At 55.7% G+C, this 14,168-nt stretch carries 15 protein-coding genes; 2 read left to right on the forward strand and 13 right to left on the reverse strand.

Annotation, left to right across the window (positions count from 1 at the left end):
- The first annotated feature begins 189 nt into the window (after positions 1-189).
- Positions 190-1,473 carry a citrate synthase gene (locus NXS97_RS07145; protein ID WP_014606294.1) on the forward strand — a complete coding sequence of 428 codons (1,284 nt, stop codon included), beginning with the start codon at positions 190-192 and terminating at the stop codon, positions 1,471-1,473.
- A 156-nt stretch (positions 1,474-1,629) separates the two neighbouring features.
- Here NXS97_RS07145 and NXS97_RS07150 read toward each other — a convergent pair whose 3' ends face one another.
- From NXS97_RS07150 to NXS97_RS07205, 12 genes are all read right to left on the reverse strand, one after another.
- Entirely contained in the window at positions 1,630-2,202 is a 573-nt protein-coding gene (locus NXS97_RS07150) for a GNAT family N-acetyltransferase (protein ID WP_014593193.1), read from the reverse strand.
- Positions 2,203-2,268: 66 nt separating this feature from the next.
- The gene (nei, locus tag NXS97_RS07155; protein WP_089517490.1) at positions 2,269-3,057 is read right to left on the reverse strand and encodes an endonuclease VIII; all 789 of its coding nucleotides are present in this window, start codon (positions 3,055-3,057) and stop codon (positions 2,269-2,271) included.
- An 11-nt stretch (positions 3,058-3,068) separates the two neighbouring features.
- The gene (pcp, locus tag NXS97_RS07160) at positions 3,069-3,716 is read right to left on the reverse strand and encodes a pyroglutamyl-peptidase I (RefSeq protein WP_014593191.1); all 648 of its coding nucleotides are present in this window, start codon (positions 3,714-3,716) and stop codon (positions 3,069-3,071) included.
- Between the two features lie 6 nt (positions 3,717-3,722).
- Positions 3,723-4,739, reverse strand: a complete 1,017-nt coding sequence (locus NXS97_RS07165; RefSeq protein WP_014606296.1) for a DUF979 domain-containing protein — start codon at positions 4,737-4,739, stop codon at positions 3,723-3,725.
- Complete coding sequence (locus NXS97_RS07170) at positions 4,739-5,467, reverse strand: DUF969 domain-containing protein (RefSeq protein ID WP_089517491.1); 729 nt, start codon at positions 5,465-5,467, stop codon at positions 4,739-4,741. Before NXS97_RS07170 ends, NXS97_RS07165 begins: the two co-directional genes overlap by 1 nt.
- 58 nt (positions 5,468-5,525) lie before the next feature.
- A complete protein-coding gene (gene pxpA / locus NXS97_RS07175) occupies positions 5,526-6,263 on the reverse strand; it encodes a 5-oxoprolinase subunit PxpA (RefSeq protein ID WP_116219549.1) in 738 nt (245 codons plus the stop codon).
- Positions 6,253-7,185 (reverse strand): 5-oxoprolinase subunit PxpC, encoded by a 933-nt coding sequence (gene pxpC / locus NXS97_RS07180; protein ID WP_064373409.1) that lies wholly within the window; start codon positions 7,183-7,185, stop codon positions 6,253-6,255. The genes pxpA and pxpC overlap by 11 nt, the downstream gene beginning before the upstream one ends.
- On the reverse strand, positions 7,179-7,835 hold the full coding sequence (pxpB, locus tag NXS97_RS07185) for a 5-oxoprolinase subunit PxpB (protein ID WP_013025050.1): 657 nt from the start codon (positions 7,833-7,835) through the stop codon (positions 7,179-7,181). The genes pxpC and pxpB overlap by 7 nt, the downstream gene beginning before the upstream one ends.
- Before the next feature lie 182 nt (positions 7,836-8,017).
- Positions 8,018-8,761, reverse strand: a complete 744-nt coding sequence (locus NXS97_RS07190; RefSeq protein WP_116219548.1) for a type 2 GTP cyclohydrolase I — start codon at positions 8,759-8,761, stop codon at positions 8,018-8,020.
- 17 nt (positions 8,762-8,778) lie between these two features.
- Positions 8,779-10,206: a deoxyribodipyrimidine photo-lyase gene (gene phrB, locus NXS97_RS07195; protein WP_028714942.1), complete on the reverse strand. Its 1,428-nt coding sequence runs from the start codon at positions 10,204-10,206 to the stop codon at positions 8,779-8,781.
- A 12-nt stretch (positions 10,207-10,218) separates the two neighbouring features.
- The gene (locus NXS97_RS07200) at positions 10,219-11,178 is read right to left on the reverse strand and encodes a 2-thiouracil desulfurase family protein (RefSeq protein ID WP_116219547.1); all 960 of its coding nucleotides are present in this window, start codon (positions 11,176-11,178) and stop codon (positions 10,219-10,221) included.
- A 174-nt stretch (positions 11,179-11,352) separates the two neighbouring features.
- Positions 11,353-11,553, reverse strand: a complete 201-nt coding sequence (locus NXS97_RS07205; protein WP_013025046.1) for a DUF2517 family protein — start codon at positions 11,551-11,553, stop codon at positions 11,353-11,355.
- A gap of 254 nt (positions 11,554-11,807) precedes the next feature.
- On the opposite strand from NXS97_RS07205, the gene kdpE reads away from it, so the two are divergent.
- Entirely contained in the window at positions 11,808-12,482 is a 675-nt protein-coding gene (kdpE, locus tag NXS97_RS07210; protein ID WP_014606301.1) for a two-component system response regulator KdpE, read from the forward strand.
- Positions 12,483-12,523: 41 nt separating this feature from the next.
- Here the strand turns inward: kdpE and pgm are convergent, their stop codons facing one another.
- A complete protein-coding gene (pgm, locus tag NXS97_RS07215) occupies positions 12,524-14,164 on the reverse strand; it encodes a phosphoglucomutase (alpha-D-glucose-1,6-bisphosphate-dependent) (protein WP_013025044.1) in 1,641 nt (546 codons plus the stop codon).
- Positions 14,165-14,168: the final 4 nt, after the last annotated feature.

A 14,168-nucleotide genomic window follows, 5' to 3' on the forward strand; every position in this document is an offset into this window, starting at 1 on the left:
GACCGGATCTTTAACAACCGCGATATGCACATGTCACGGCTTTACATTTCCTGTGGAACGCGCCTCTCACTCTGTACCCTTCACTGCTTATAATGCAGAGTGACATCGTGAAGTACTGCCTAAATGCAACATGCGCGCGTTTCAGGTGTCGAAAGATCCTTACCTGCCCAAGGCGCTATGGAGACGAAAATGACAGATAAAAAAGTGACGCTAACCCTACCCGACGAAAAGCCTATTGAACTGAAAGTGCTGCAAGGCACGCTGGGCCAGGATGTCGTCGATGTCCGCGAACTGGGTTCTAACGGCCTGTTTACCTTCGATCCTGGTTTCACGTCTACCGCGTCCTGCGAGTCAAAAATCACCTTTATCGATGGCGATGAAGGTATCCTGCTTCACCGTGGTTTTCCCATCGATCAGTTGGCCACCCACTCTAACTACCTGGAAGTGTGCTATATCCTGCTGAATGGTGAAGCCCCGACGCAGAAACAGTTTGAAGAGTTCAAAGTCACCGTTACCCGCCACACCATGATTCATGAGCAGATCACGCGTCTGTTCCACGGCTTCCGTCGCGACTCACATCCAATGGCTGTGATGTGCGGCGTGACTGGCGCCCTGGCCGCGTTTTATCACGACTCGCTGGATGTGAACATTGAGCGCCATCGTGAAATCGCCGCTTTCCGCCTGCTGTCTAAAATGCCTACCATGGCAGCGATGTGTTACAAGTATTCAATCGGCCAGCCGTTCGTTTATCCACGTAACGACCTTTCCTACGCCGGTAACTTCCTGCACATGATGTTTGCAACGCCTTGTGAAGAATACAAGGTCAACCCTGTGCTTGAACGCGCCATGGATCGCATTCTGATTCTGCATGCCGATCACGAGCAGAACGCCTCAACCTCAACCGTCCGTACGGCAGGTTCATCAGGCGCTAACCCGTTTGCCTGTATCGCGGCCGGTATCGCCTCCCTGTGGGGACCGGCGCACGGTGGCGCAAACGAAGCCTGTCTGCGCATGCTGGAAGAGATCAGCACCGTTGAACACATTCCTGAGTTCGTGCGCCGTGCTAAAGACAAAAACGACTCCTTCCGCCTGATGGGCTTTGGTCATCGCGTTTACAAAAACTATGACCCACGCGCGACCGTCATGCGTGAAACCTGTCATGAAGTGCTGAACGAGCTGGGCATGAAAGATGACCTGCTGGAAGTGGCGCTGGAGCTGGAACACATTGCGCTGAACGACCCGTACTTCATCGAGCGTAAACTCTATCCAAACGTGGACTTCTACTCCGGTATTATCCTGAAAGCCATGGGCATTCCGTCTTCCATGTTTACCGTGATTTTTGCCATGGCACGTACCGTTGGCTGGATCGCCCACTGGAAAGAGATGCACGACGAAGGCATGAAAATTGCCCGTCCGCGTCAGCTGTATACCGGTTATACCGAGCGCGACTTTACGTCACAGCTGGATAAATAAGCCTGTCGCCTGGGCGAATATCGCACCGGGCCATCGACGACAAAACGGCTATGCTGACAAGGCATAGCCGTTTTTTTGCCCGAAGGATGCAGGTTCCGTTGAGGCCGGACAGGTTTAACCTTATCGCTAAAGATGCTGTCGGATCACGGCAAAATGTTACTTTTTCGCGGCTGTTTCGCCAGCCTGAGCCGCTCTGAATTTGCGCCACTCATCCCGCGTCACCTCCCAGAGTTCAGAGTCATGTTCGCCTGAAACATAGCGTTGCTTTCCCGTTCTGATACAACGCATACCGCTTTTAACCGAGATAGCGACCGACCGCACGTTTGCTGCGGCTTTGGGCGTTCTTAATACCGGTTTATTCAGCACATTGAACCAGTAATCGGTAACGGCATTGCTGGCCTCCGACATGTAACCCTGCCCCTGCCAGTGGGGTACTAACCAGAAGCCGCGATGGTTGTCCGGCGTGTCCATCAGGCTGATGACCCCGATCAGCATCGTCTCCGCTTCCCTGCGCCGTATCGTCCAGTACCAGCCTTTTCCCGCCTCAACAGCGGGTAATGCCACGTTCGCAACAAAGTCTCTGGCGGCGCCGTCCGGATAGGGCCAGGGCACCGAATCGATCAGGTAACGGACAATTTCCCATTGGGGAAACGCCACCTGAATCGCATCCGCGTCCTGCAGGGTGAGCGGTTTTAAAACCAGCCGTTCGGTCAGGATTTCAGGCGTCATGATGATCTCCCTGCAGCAGAAAACGGAATGATTAACGGAGCCTTCCCGTCAGGCCCGCCTGTCTTTTTATACCTGACAGCCCGGACACCAGTAAAATGGCCGTGAGGATAAAACGCCCTTCTCAATCACCGTGCCGCAGCGCCGACACGTCTTGCCCTGACGATGAAAGACTTCAAAACGAAAGGCAGCTTCGCTGTGATACTTTTTCATCGTGCCACGCATGCGGTAGGCATGACGCGGTACGGACAGCAGCGCGTCGCTGAAGGCGTCAAGCTGTGACTCGCTCAGTGACTGCGCGTTATGGTGTGGAAGCAGCTGTGCCAGCCAGAGGATCTCCACGCGCAGATAGTTGCCTAATCCGGCCAGAAACGCCTGGTCCAGTAATAAACCGCTGAACTGGCGACGGCGGAAGCGCGCTGAGAGCAGGCGCTGCTTTACCTCCTCCGGCGTCAGCGCGTGGCTTAACACATCAGGCCCAATGCGATTCAGGAACGGATGACTGGCCAGGGTTTCCGCATTCAGCAATTCAATATCCGAAGCGCTGTAAAGCAGGATGGCCTGGTCTGCCGTTGCCAGGCGCACACGTAGCTGCCGTTTAGTCTCGGGCTGCACGTCTGGCGACACGATGCGCCAGACGCCGTAAAGTTGATTATGCGAATAGAGCGTCAGACCATTGCTGAAATGTGTCAGCAACGCTTTGCCGCGCGTTTCAATCGACTCTACCTTTTCCCCCACTAATGTGGGCTCGTAAGTTTTTAATGAAGGGAAAGCAAACCAGACGTCGGCCAAAGGCTGCCCGACAATGGCCATTTCAAGCTGATCCGCCACACGGCGAATCTCCGGTCCTTCTGGCATCTCTCGTCCTCTTAATGGGTTGCGCCACCCGCTTCCTTGAGATCGTTGGCGGTTTCCAGCGTGGTCTGCACCGCAATTTTCAGCGCCTCGATCACGGTTGCGGCGGGCATGCTGGGTGCGCCAGGATGGTGGACCGCCTGCTCTGGCAGGTAAGGGATATGAATAAATCCGCCACGCGCCGCGCTGTCATGTTGATGCAGCCAGTGCAGCAGACCATACATCACCCGGTTACAGGTAAAGGTGCCGGCGGTTTGCGACACCGAAGCCGGAATACCGGCTTTGCGCACGGCGGCCACAATGGCTTTGATCGGCAGGCGTGAAAAGTAAGCGGCCGGGCCATCCTGCGCAATCGGCTCATCCACGGGTTGATGGCCCGCGTTATCGGGAATGCGGGCGTCATCGACGTTAATGCCGATGCGCTCGACGGTGATATCGCTGCGCCCGCCCGCCTGCCCCACAGCAATAATGGCATCCGGCTTAATCTCTTCCAGCGCCTGATACAACACGTCCAGCACCTCGCTAAAGACCACCGGCAGTTGGCGCGTCACGATACGTGCCCCGCCAATCTGCTGGCCTTCAAGCGCGCTGACCGCCTGCCACGAGGGATTAATGGATTCGCCACCAAAGGGCTCAAACGCCGTCATCAATACCGTTTTCATGCTGCCTCACAGAAACATCAGGAAATAGAGTAAAAACACGTTAACAATTAACAGTAGCACACCGGTTGGGACCTGAGCTTTGATGACCGCGTTACGATCCGGCAACTCCAGCAGCGCGGCGGGCACGATATTAAAGTTCGCGGCCATTGGTGTCATTAAGGTTCCGCAGTAGCCGGAAAACATGCCGATTGCCGCCATGACAGCCGGATTACCACCATGTTGTAGCACCAGAATGGGAATGCCCACACCGGCGGTAATAATCGGGAAAGCGGCAAAGGCGTTGCCCATAACCATAGTCAACAACGCCATGCCAACAGCGTAAACGGTCACGGCAATAAAGCGGTTATCGACCGCCAGATAATGTTCGGTCAGATGCGAGATGGCGCCGCCCACGCCCGCAGCGGTGAACAACAGCCCCAGCGTGGCCAGAATTTGCGGTAGCAGGAAAGCCCAGCCCACACAATCCAGCAGACGCCGGGTTTCCTGCATCGACTGAACCGGCTTCTCATGCGTCAGTTTCATGGCGATTAGCCAGCCCAGCAGGCAGCCCACCGTCATGGAAAACAGCGTGACCAGGGTGGAATGATTGCCGGGTCCAAATACCCCGCTCTGCAAACCGGGAATATTATTAAAGGCCAGAACGCCAATCACCGTTACGACAGGAATCGCTAACGCAGGCAGAAAGAGTTTATTTTTAAGGCGTTGTGCGCTGGCCTCTTTTTCCTCTTCGCTACGTTGATGGTAGCGACCAAGCTTTACGCCACCACAGCCGGCAATTAAGCCCATCAGCACAACTGCCACGCCCACGGTAATATGCAGGGTGCGCGTGCCGCTCTGTGTAGATCCCATCAGCTGTGACATCAGCTGCGTTGTCCAGTCCCCCACCAAAAAAATCAGACCGTATAAGCCCCAAAACAGGCCGGTGGTAAAGCGACGTGGGTTCCCGCTGTCACGCCAGGATAAAAAAGCCACGACCAGCAGAATCACGCCAGCCAGCCACATCAAATATTGTTGCTGGAACATTAGCGATCTCCTCTGGCGTTGATGGCCTGGCTGTTGATGGCACTCAGTTCACGCGCAAGCTGACGGTCCAGCCTTATCAGGCGCGCGGAGTGAATCAGAAAAGCCGCAACGGCCGTTGGAATGCCCCACAGCGCGATATGCAGCGGCTCGGTCTGAATACCGGCGGACTCCTGCATAAAGTTGTGCATAAAGATGATGGCGCCAAAGGCGACAAAGATATCTTCGCCAAAGAACAGGCCGACGTTATCCGTCGCAGCGGACATGGCTCGCAGGCGATGGCGAATCTCAGGCGACAGTTCACCGTAACGGCTTTCGCTGGCCCCTTCGGCCATCGGTGCCAGCAGCGGTCGCACCATTTGCGGGTGACCACCCAGGCTGGTCAGCCCCAGCGCCGCAGTGATCTCGCGTACAAACAGGTAGATGATGAGCAGTCGCCCTGCCGTCGCCGTTTTAATCTGTGCGATCCACGTCTGGGCACGCTGTTTCAGACCATGGCGCTCCAGCAGGCCAATGACCGCCAGCGGCAACAGCAAAATAAGCGGCAGATTGCGGGTATTCAGGAAGCCCTCGCCCAGTTTTTGCAGAATATCGCCCAGCGGCATCATGGCGGCAATCCCGGTGACGAAGCCCGCAACGATCACCACCAGTACCGGATTAAAGCGTAAAACGAAGCCTGCGACGATGGCAGCAATGCCCAGTAGTGGCCAGAGATTCACTACGCTGTCCATATTTTCCCCTTGTGATAGACCAAAAAAAGCCTGAGCTTATCAGCCCGGCGGTGCTGTTTTATTGACTGGTTACAGCAATATTGTTATTTGCGAAGCTGGCCCGTAATCGTTGAGCGAACTGCAGCGCGTGTGCCCCGTCACCATGCACGCAGACGGTCTGCGCCTTAACCGCTACCCACTCACCACTTACGCTTTTTACCCGCCCCTGCTGCACCATCATCAACGTCTGATCGATTGCCTGAGCTTCCTCTTCAATTAATGCGCCGGGTTGACCGCGGGGCACCAGAGCACCGCTGCTGAGATAACCGCGATCGGCAAAAACTTCCTCGCGGGTTTTCAGGCCATGGTGCGCCGCCGCACGAATCGATTCGCTGTTCGCCAGCCCCACGACGATCAGTCCGGCATCGACGGCCTTAACGGCACGCGCAATGGTGTCCGCCAGGCCCGCGTCGGCGGCAGCCTGGTTATACAACATCCCATGCGGCTTTACATGGACCAACGATTGCCCTTCGCTCTCCGCCAGGCTTTTCAATGCGCCGACCTGATAGATGATTTGTGCGTAAAGGGTTTCTGGCGGCAGTTGCATGGCGCTGCGGCCAAAGTTTTCACGGTCAGGGAAGCTGGGATGCGCACCAATCGCCACACCAAACGCTTTGGCCCAGCGAACGGACTGCAGCATCATTTCTGCATCGCCCGCGTGAAACCCGCAGGCGATATTGGCGGAGCTTACCAGTTGCAATAGCGCACGATCGCTACTGCCGCCCTCGCCCAAATCGGCGTTTAAATCAATTTTCATTAGCCAGTCCCCATGCCATTTGATCCAGGGCGAGCTGTTGCTGCCGCTTTGCCGCCTGCGCTTCCTGAGTCGTGCAGAGAATAAAATGGATCGGTTCCCCCAGACGGATCTGCGCCAGATGGTAGAGATCGCTCTCTATCACACAGGCGATGCGCGGATAGCCCCCGGTGGTTTGTGCATCCGCCAGCAATACAATGGGTTGTCCGTTTCCCGGCACCTGAATAACGCCGGGTACCAGTCCGTGAGATAACAGCTCGCGTGAGGCCTCACGCTGCAAGGTTGGCCCCTGCAAACGGTAGCCCATGCGGTTGCTTTGCGGATTGAGTGTCCATGCCGCTCGCCACAGCTTTTGCTGTGCCTCTTCACTAAACTCATGATATTCCGGCCCCGGCAGCGCCCGAATGCGATTGCCCCACAGCAACTGCTTTACCCCTTTCTTATGCGTAAAGGGCTGCCCCGGTTTGCCCAGAGGAATACGATCGCCATCCTGCAACGTGCGCCCCTGGAAGCCGCCAAACCCGGCTTTGATATCTGTGCTGCATGAGCCCAGTACCTCTGGGACATCGAATCCTCCCTGTATCGCCAGATAACTGCGCATACCGTGAACCGGTTTCTTTAACACCAGCACCTGGCCTTTTTTAACCGGCAACCGCCAGCCGGTCCAGACGGGTTTCCCATCCAGTTCGGCCTGACAGCCGGCGCCCGTCAGGGCGAACCAGCCATCGCGTCTGAACTCGGCTTTAAACTGGCCCAGGACAATTTCCAGAACGGCGCTGCCCGGCGGATTACCGACCAGTAAATTTGCCGTGATCATGGCAGGCTGATCCAGAACGCCACTGATGCCGATACCGTACTGACGCCAGCGGTTGCGGCCCAGATCCTGAATGCTGGTGGCCAGCCCCGCCCGAAGAATTGTTAACATATACCTTCCTTTTGCGGCACAAACCGGACTTTGTCGCCGGGTTGCAGCAACGTCGGTGGCTGCTGTTGCGGAGTGAAAAGCGCCACCGGGGTTTGACCAATCAACTGCCAGCCGCCCGGAGAAGCCAGCGGATACACGCCCGTCTGGCTCCCGCCTATCCCCACCGAACCTGCCGGTACGGCTACGCGCGGTTCCGCGCGGCGCGGCATGTGCAGGCGGGGATCAAGCCCGGCCAGATAGGGGAATCCCGGCTGAAAACCAATAAAAAAGACGTCGTACTCGCTACTGCTGTGTAACTCGACCACCTGCTTTGCTGACAGTCCAGCATGATCGGCCACCTGAAGCAGATCGGGGCCTGCTTCACCGCCGTAGATAACCGGCACTTTTACCAGACGAGATCCGGTGGCCTGCGCTTCGCTTTCCAGCCACCACTGCTGAAGCTGCGCTGTGGCCTGCTGCGCGTCGGAGGGCGCCTCCTCCAGCAACAACGTGAGGTTGTTCATGCCGGGAATCACGTCCCGTATCGCGCCATGTGACTGTAAGCGCTCGCTCAACTGCCATATTCGCTGCTGACTGGTGAGGGAAACCGGCGGAGCCAGCTCCAGCACCACCGCGCGTTCGCCCAGCATGTAACATCGTGTTTCTTGCAACGCGCACCTCCCGGTTAAAAAAATGGTTGCGCTCAGGCAGTATGCTGGCGGTTGCGCTCAGGCAGTATGCTGGCGTCCAAAAGCAGGCACTGATGTTGCGGCCTTAGGAAGGTAGTTATGCGAAAGTGACAGAGAAGTGTCAATAGATTTGGGTTCTGCCGCGTGATACAGAACCCAGAGGATCAGGCAGGATTGGGGATATCAATAAAGGTCACATCAAGGCCATGCTCTGCTGCCAGCCACTCGCCCAGCGCCTGAATGCCGCAGCGTTCGGTGGCATGATGACCCGCGGCAAAAAAGTGCAGACCCTGCTCACGTGCGCTGTGAATCGTCTGCTCTGACACTTCGCCAGTAATAAATGCGTCTACCCCAAAGCCAGCCGCAGCGTCGATAAATCCTTGTCCACCGCCGCTGCACCAGGCTACACGACGAATTGCAGCAGGTGCATTATCACCGCAGTGCAGCGGTTGACGCCCTAATACCTCGGTAATACGCTGTGCCAGCTGCTCACCGGTAATGGGCTGAGCGAACTCGCCCCACGGCACCAGCGGCATGATCTCGCCTACCACATCGATCCCCAACAGCCTGGCCAGTTGCGCATTATTCCCTAACTGCGGGTGCGCATCGAGCGGCAGGTGCCAGCCATAGAGGTTAATATCGTTAGCCAACAGGGTGCGCAGCCGCTTGCGCTTCATCCCTTTAATGACCGCAGGCTCGCTTTTCCAGAAATAACCGTGATGGACCAGCACGGCATCGGCCTGGCGGGCCACCGCTTCATCCAGTAATGCCTGGCAGGCGGTCACGCCCGTAATCACCGTTTTTACCCTGGCGCGGCCTTCAACCTGAAGGCCGTTTGGCGCATAGTCGCTGAAGGCAGCGGTATTGAGCTGCTGGTTGACGATTTTTTCTAACTCGTAGTGATTCATTTCTGCTCCTTGCCGCCTCAGGCCGCGTTCTTCGCGCGCTCAAAGGCGTCGAGTGTCTTTTTACGTGCGTCCTTATGTTCCACGATTGGTGCCGGATAATCGAGTTTCTTGTTATTTTTCTGCGCCCATTGGTGAGGCTGATGGATATCGCTGTCAGGCACCTCTTTCAACTCTGGCAGATAGCGGCGAATAAACTCCCCCTCTTTATCGAAGCGCTCGCCCTGCGTGGTCGGGTTGAAGATGCGGAAATAAGGTGCGGCATCGGTGCCGGTTGACGCCGCCCATTGCCAGCCGCCATTGTTGGCAGCCAGGTCGCCATCGATCAACTGCTGCATGAAGTACCGCTCGCCTTCTCGCCAGTCGATAAGCAGGTCTTTCACCAGAAAGCTGGCGGTAATCATGCGAAGTCGGTTGTGCATCCAGCCGATGGTCTGCATCTGACGCATAGCGGCATCCACAATGGGATAACCGGTTTTCCCCGCCTTCCAGGCGTCGAAGTGCGCGCTGTTACGTTGCCACGCCACGTTGCGTGTCCAGTGAACAAAAGGCTGATGTTTGCACAGGCGCGGATGCGCCACGATGAGGTGACGGTAAAATTCACGCCATATCAGTTCGTTGATCCATACGGCAGCCGGACCGCTATCCAGCGCTTTGGGTTGTTCATGCAGGATTCGATGCAGGCATTGCCGCGGTGAGAGCACGCCGGTAGAGAGATAGACCGATAAACGACTGGTGCTGTCCAGCGCGGGCAAATCGCGCTGCTTTGCGTAATCGAGCACCGCCTGTTTGGCAAACTCACGTAACCGCTTAACGGCCGCCTGTTCACCGGGCGGAAACAGCGACGTGTCGATATCCGCTTTTGGATAATCAAAAGGCGGAAGGCTTTTTGGCTCTTTAAGCGGCGCACCTTCACGGGCTTTGGGAGCCGGCACACACTCGGGTAAACCCTGTTGTAGCCGCCGTAAGAAGGCCTTGCTGAACGGCGTAAACACTTTATACATCTCGCCATCGCCGGTTTGAATACTGCCCGGTGGCAGCAGCAGGCTGTCATCAAAGCCCTGGCAGACTACGTTCGCCTCATGCAGGCGTTTTTCTGCGCTGGCATCCCGTTCACGCTCATTGACTTCGTACTGGTAATTGTAGAAAAGCTTATCGACCTGCTGCTTTTGGCAGAAGCCGACCAGAAAATCGATGCTGGCCGCGAAATCATCACACTGATGAAAGTGAAGCGGAATGCCCCGCTCCGCGAGGGAGGACTGCAGCATATCCAGACTCTGATGAATAAATGCGACCTGGCGGGCCGCCATCTCATGTTGCTGCCACTGCCCGGGCGTTGCGATAAACAGCGCAATCACCCTGGCATCGGGTTGGGTGCAGGCCGCGTGCAGCGCCAGATTATCGTTAATACGCAGGTCGTTTCGCAGCCAGACTAAATGCGTGGTCATAGTACTCCTGAATCATTGTCCGTATCGCAGGCGCAGGGCTTCGGGGTAAGGATCGAAGTAACGCTGCTGCGTCAGCCAGGGGTGCGGATATTCCGCCATATAGTGCTTAAGAATCGTAATGGGTGCTAACAGCGGTTGCGTTCCCTGCCGGTAGCAGTCAATCAGCGACGTCAGCTCTTTACGCTGAGGAGAGCTTAACTGACTACGGAAATAACCCTGAACGTGCATCAAAACGTTAGTGTGATTCGTGCGGGACGCGGGCTGTGACATCAAATCCATCAGTCGGCTGCGGTATTCAAAGGCAAAAGCCTCCAACGATTCCCACTGGTTCATTGAGGCAACAAACGGCCCCAGCTCACGGTATTTCTTCTGGGAATGCGCCAACAGCAGCAGCTTGTAGCGGCTGTGAAAAGCCATCAGGTTGTGACGAGTCAGGCCCTGTTTCCATATCTGATTAAACTCATGCAGGGCACAAATCCGGCCAATAAAATTTTCGCGCAGGGTGGGATCGTTAAGGCGACCATCTTCTTCAAGCGGTAGCCAGGGCATTTCACGCTGCAAAAAGGCGGTAAAAATGCCGGTGCCTGCTTTGCGGTTATTGTTGGTGGCGGGTTCATAAATCCTGACCCGTTCCATGCCGCAGCTGGGTGATTTTGCACACAGGATGTAGCCACAGAGATGATGAAGGGATTTAACGCGGTTTTCGGACCAGTCGCGCATTTTATCGGTGATGTCCTCTCCGCCCTCTTTACTGAAACACAGGTGCAGAGCATCATCATCGCCCATTTTAACGAGGCGTAAGGCCGGGCGAGGCGTAGGAAGGCCAATCGCCATTTCGGGGCAGACAGGTTCAAAACGTACAAAAGGGGTGAGTTGATCAGTAGCGAAAGCCAGGCGCTTATGGCCGCCATCAAATCTGACGCTCTCACCAAGCAGACAAGCGCTGATTCCAACCGGAATTTTCTCACTCATACTTGTACAACCTCCGAAAACTTGTAGAGGTTTAAGTGTAGCGCAAAATAGTGGGGAAATCAGCCTGCGGGGCTTTGCAGATGACGATAATGCTCAAAAAAAGCCCGTTCCCCGTAATAAGATTCAGGGAACGGGCCAGAAATTCAGGGGCTGAGGCGGTTTAATGCAGTCTGATTACCAAAAGACACCGGCAGCGGCTTCAGACTGTGCCAACCAGACCGGCTTGGTGCTGGTTTTGCACCACATACGATGCAGATAGCTGTAAAAGCGGGCACGATCCTTGCGAAACAGCATGACCGGCAGAGCCAGCAGGCCCAACAGGATAACCAGCGTACGGCGCAAAATGATTTTATGACGAGAATAAGTCCGGTACATGGATTCCTCCTGACGAAAAGTCGGTTAAATGTGATCTGCATCCAATATTACGCCTGATTGTGTAATTTTACTACTCATCTGACCACTAAATTTGACTATTTTTTGTACTGTTAATGACAATCTGAAAATTAGTTACATTTTGGTTAAATAATGGTTTTGACGATGATCTTTAGCGCGATTCGATGGCAACACGGACGAAAGGCTGAAAAGTTGATACAGTGTATTTTCCCTTTTCAGGCAATGGCAGGATTGGCGTGACCACGGTTTTAATCATTGAAGATGAGAAAGAAATTCGCCGCTTCGTGCGCATCGCGTTGGAAAGCGAAGGCCTGAAGGTTTTCGATGCCGAAACGCTACAACGTGGGTTGATTGAGGCGGCGACGCGAAAACCCGATCTGGTCATTCTCGATCTCGGCCTGCCCGATGGCGATGGCAAAACCTTTATTGGCGAGCTGCGTCAGTGGAGCACGCTGCCCGTGATTGTGCTGTCGGCCCGAATCGACGAACAGGATAAAATTGACGCACTGGATGCAGGGGCAGACGATTACCTGACGAAACCCTTCGGTATTGGTGAACTGCTGGCACGCGTTCGCGTCGCCTTGCGCCGTCATGCCGGACAACATACCGATCCCAAGGTCAGCTTCGCCGACGTTACCGTGGATATTGCGGCCCGCAGAGTGTTGCGCGCTGGCGAGGAAGTGCACCTTACGCCGATAGAGTTTCGTTTGCTGACGACGCTGCTGAACAACGCGGGCAAAGTGCTGACCCAGCGGCAGCTGTTGAGCCAGGTGTGGGGACCAAACGCCGTTGAACACAGCCACTATCTGCGGATCTATATGGGGCACCTGCGGCAAAAGCTGGAGGCGAATCCTACCCAGCCGGTACATCTGCTCACGGAAACCGGCATCGGCTACCGGTTTATGCCATAAAAAAAGCGCCACTTAGGCGCTTTTTTCATTTAACAGGCAAATCAGGCGTTTTTCAGCACTTCGCTGACAATCTCTACCGCTTCTTTTTCTATCTGCGCGCGGTGTTCTGCGCCCAGGAAACTTTCACAATAGATTTTGTATGCATCTTCGGTGCCTGAAGGACGGGCAGCAAACCAGCCGTTTTCCGTCATCACTTTCAGGCCGCCGATAGACGCGCCATTGCCCGGCGCAGCGGTCAGACGCGCGGTGATCGGATCGCCCGCCAGCGTGTCAGCACTCACCATTTCAGGTGACAGCTTAGACAGCGCCGCTTTCTGTGCGGAACTGGCTGACGCCTGCAGGCGATTGTAGCTGGGTGCACCGAAACGCGCGGCCAGCTCATCATAGTGCTCCTGCGGGTTCTTGCCGGTGACCGCGGTAATCTCCGCTGCCAACAGACACATGATGATCCCGTCTTTATCGGTGGACCAGGGCGTACCGTCAAAGCGCAGGAATGAAGCGCCCGCACTCTCTTCCCCACCAAAGCCAAAGCTGCCGTCGAACAGGCCATCCACGAACCACTTAAAGCCAACCGGCACTTCCACCAGCTTGCGGCCGATGTCGTTAACGACGCGGTCAATCATGGCACTGGACACCAGGGTTTTCCCCACGGCAACGTCTTTGCCCCACTGTGGGCGATGCTGGAACAGATAGTTGATAGCAACGGCCAGATAGTGGTTCGGGTTCATCAGGCCGGCAGGCGTGACGATACCGTGGCGGTCATAATCGGGATCGTTGCCAAACGCCAGGTCAAATTTGTCCTTATAGGCCAGCAGGCCCGCCATGGCAGATTCGGACGAGCAGTCCATGCGCACCACGCCGTCTTTATCCAGATGCATAAAGCGGAACGTCTGATCAACGGCGTCATTCACCAGGGTCAGATCGAGTTTGTAGTGCTCAGCAATGCGCTGCCAGTAAGCGATGCCGGAACCGCCAAGCGGATCGACGCCGATTTTCAGGCCCGCTTTTTGAATCGCCGGGAAATCGATGATCTGTGAAAGGCCTTCAACATAAGGCTGGATCAAATCTTTCTCAACCACGTGACCGCTGGCCCAGGCCTGGTCCAGTGGCAGACGCTTCACGCCTTTCAGGCCCTCTTTCAACAGCTGATTCGCGCGATCTTCAACCACTTTGGTTACGTTGGTATCGGCAGGGCCACCGTTCGGCGGATTGTATTTAATCCCGCCGTCTTCAGGTGGGTTGTGCGAAGGCGTAATAACGATGCCATCCGCCAGCTGATCGCCCGATTTATTGTGCTCAAGGATGGCGTTTGAAATCGCCGGCGTTGGCGTATAGCCATTGTCCTGTTGAACAATCACGTCTACGCCGTTTGCGGCCAGCACTTCCAGCACGGACAACAGCGCAGGTTCCGAAAGCGCATGCGTATCTTTACCTACGTAGCACGGACCGGTAATCCCGTTCTTTTTACGCTCTTCGGCAATCGCCTGAGCTATCGCCAGGATGTGCTTTTCGTTAAAGCTGTGGCGTCCTGCGCTACCGCGATGGCCTGATGTGCCAAATTTCACCGCATGTTCTGGGTTAGCCACATCGGGCTGCAGGACATAATATTGTGAAGTTAATTGTGCAACGTTAATCAAATCGCTCTGCTGGGCAGGCTGCCCGGCACGGGGGTGATTGGCCATTGGC

Source organism: Pantoea sp. B623 (assembly GCF_024814475.1).
In the GTDB taxonomy this organism is placed as follows: domain Bacteria; phylum Pseudomonadota; class Gammaproteobacteria; order Enterobacterales; family Enterobacteriaceae; genus Pantoea; species Pantoea ananatis.

Coding starts and splice junctions, on each gene's coding strand:
- NXS97_RS07145 (WP_014606294.1), top strand. CDS start 190: ATGACAGATAAAAAAGTGACGCTAACCCTACCCGACGAAAAGCCTATT.
- NXS97_RS07150 (WP_014593193.1), bottom strand. CDS start 2,202: ATGACGCCTGAAATCCTGACCGAACGGCTGGTTTTAAAACCGCTCACC.
- nei (WP_089517490.1), bottom strand. CDS start 3,057: ATGCCAGAAGGACCGGAGATTCGCCGTGTGGCGGATCAGCTTGAAATG.
- pcp (WP_014593191.1), bottom strand. CDS start 3,716: ATGAAAACGGTATTGATGACGGCGTTTGAGCCCTTTGGTGGCGAATCC.
- NXS97_RS07165 (WP_014606296.1), bottom strand. CDS start 4,739: ATGTTCCAGCAACAATATTTGATGTGGCTGGCTGGCGTGATTCTGCTG.
- NXS97_RS07170 (WP_089517491.1), bottom strand. CDS start 5,467: ATGGACAGCGTAGTGAATCTCTGGCCACTACTGGGCATTGCTGCCATC.
- pxpA (WP_116219549.1), bottom strand. CDS start 6,263: ATGAAAATTGATTTAAACGCCGATTTGGGCGAGGGCGGCAGTAGCGAT.
- pxpC (WP_064373409.1), bottom strand. CDS start 7,185: ATGTTAACAATTCTTCGGGCGGGGCTGGCCACCAGCATTCAGGATCTG.
- NXS97_RS07190 (WP_116219548.1), bottom strand. CDS start 8,761: ATGAATCACTACGAGTTAGAAAAAATCGTCAACCAGCAGCTCAATACC.
- phrB (WP_028714942.1), bottom strand. CDS start 10,206: ATGACCACGCATTTAGTCTGGCTGCGAAACGACCTGCGTATTAACGAT.
- NXS97_RS07200 (WP_116219547.1), bottom strand. CDS start 11,178: ATGAGTGAGAAAATTCCGGTTGGAATCAGCGCTTGTCTGCTTGGTGAG.
- NXS97_RS07205 (WP_013025046.1), bottom strand. CDS start 11,553: ATGTACCGGACTTATTCTCGTCATAAAATCATTTTGCGCCGTACGCTG.
- pgm (WP_013025044.1), bottom strand. CDS start 14,164: ATGGCCAATCACCCCCGTGCCGGGCAGCCTGCCCAGCAGAGCGATTTG.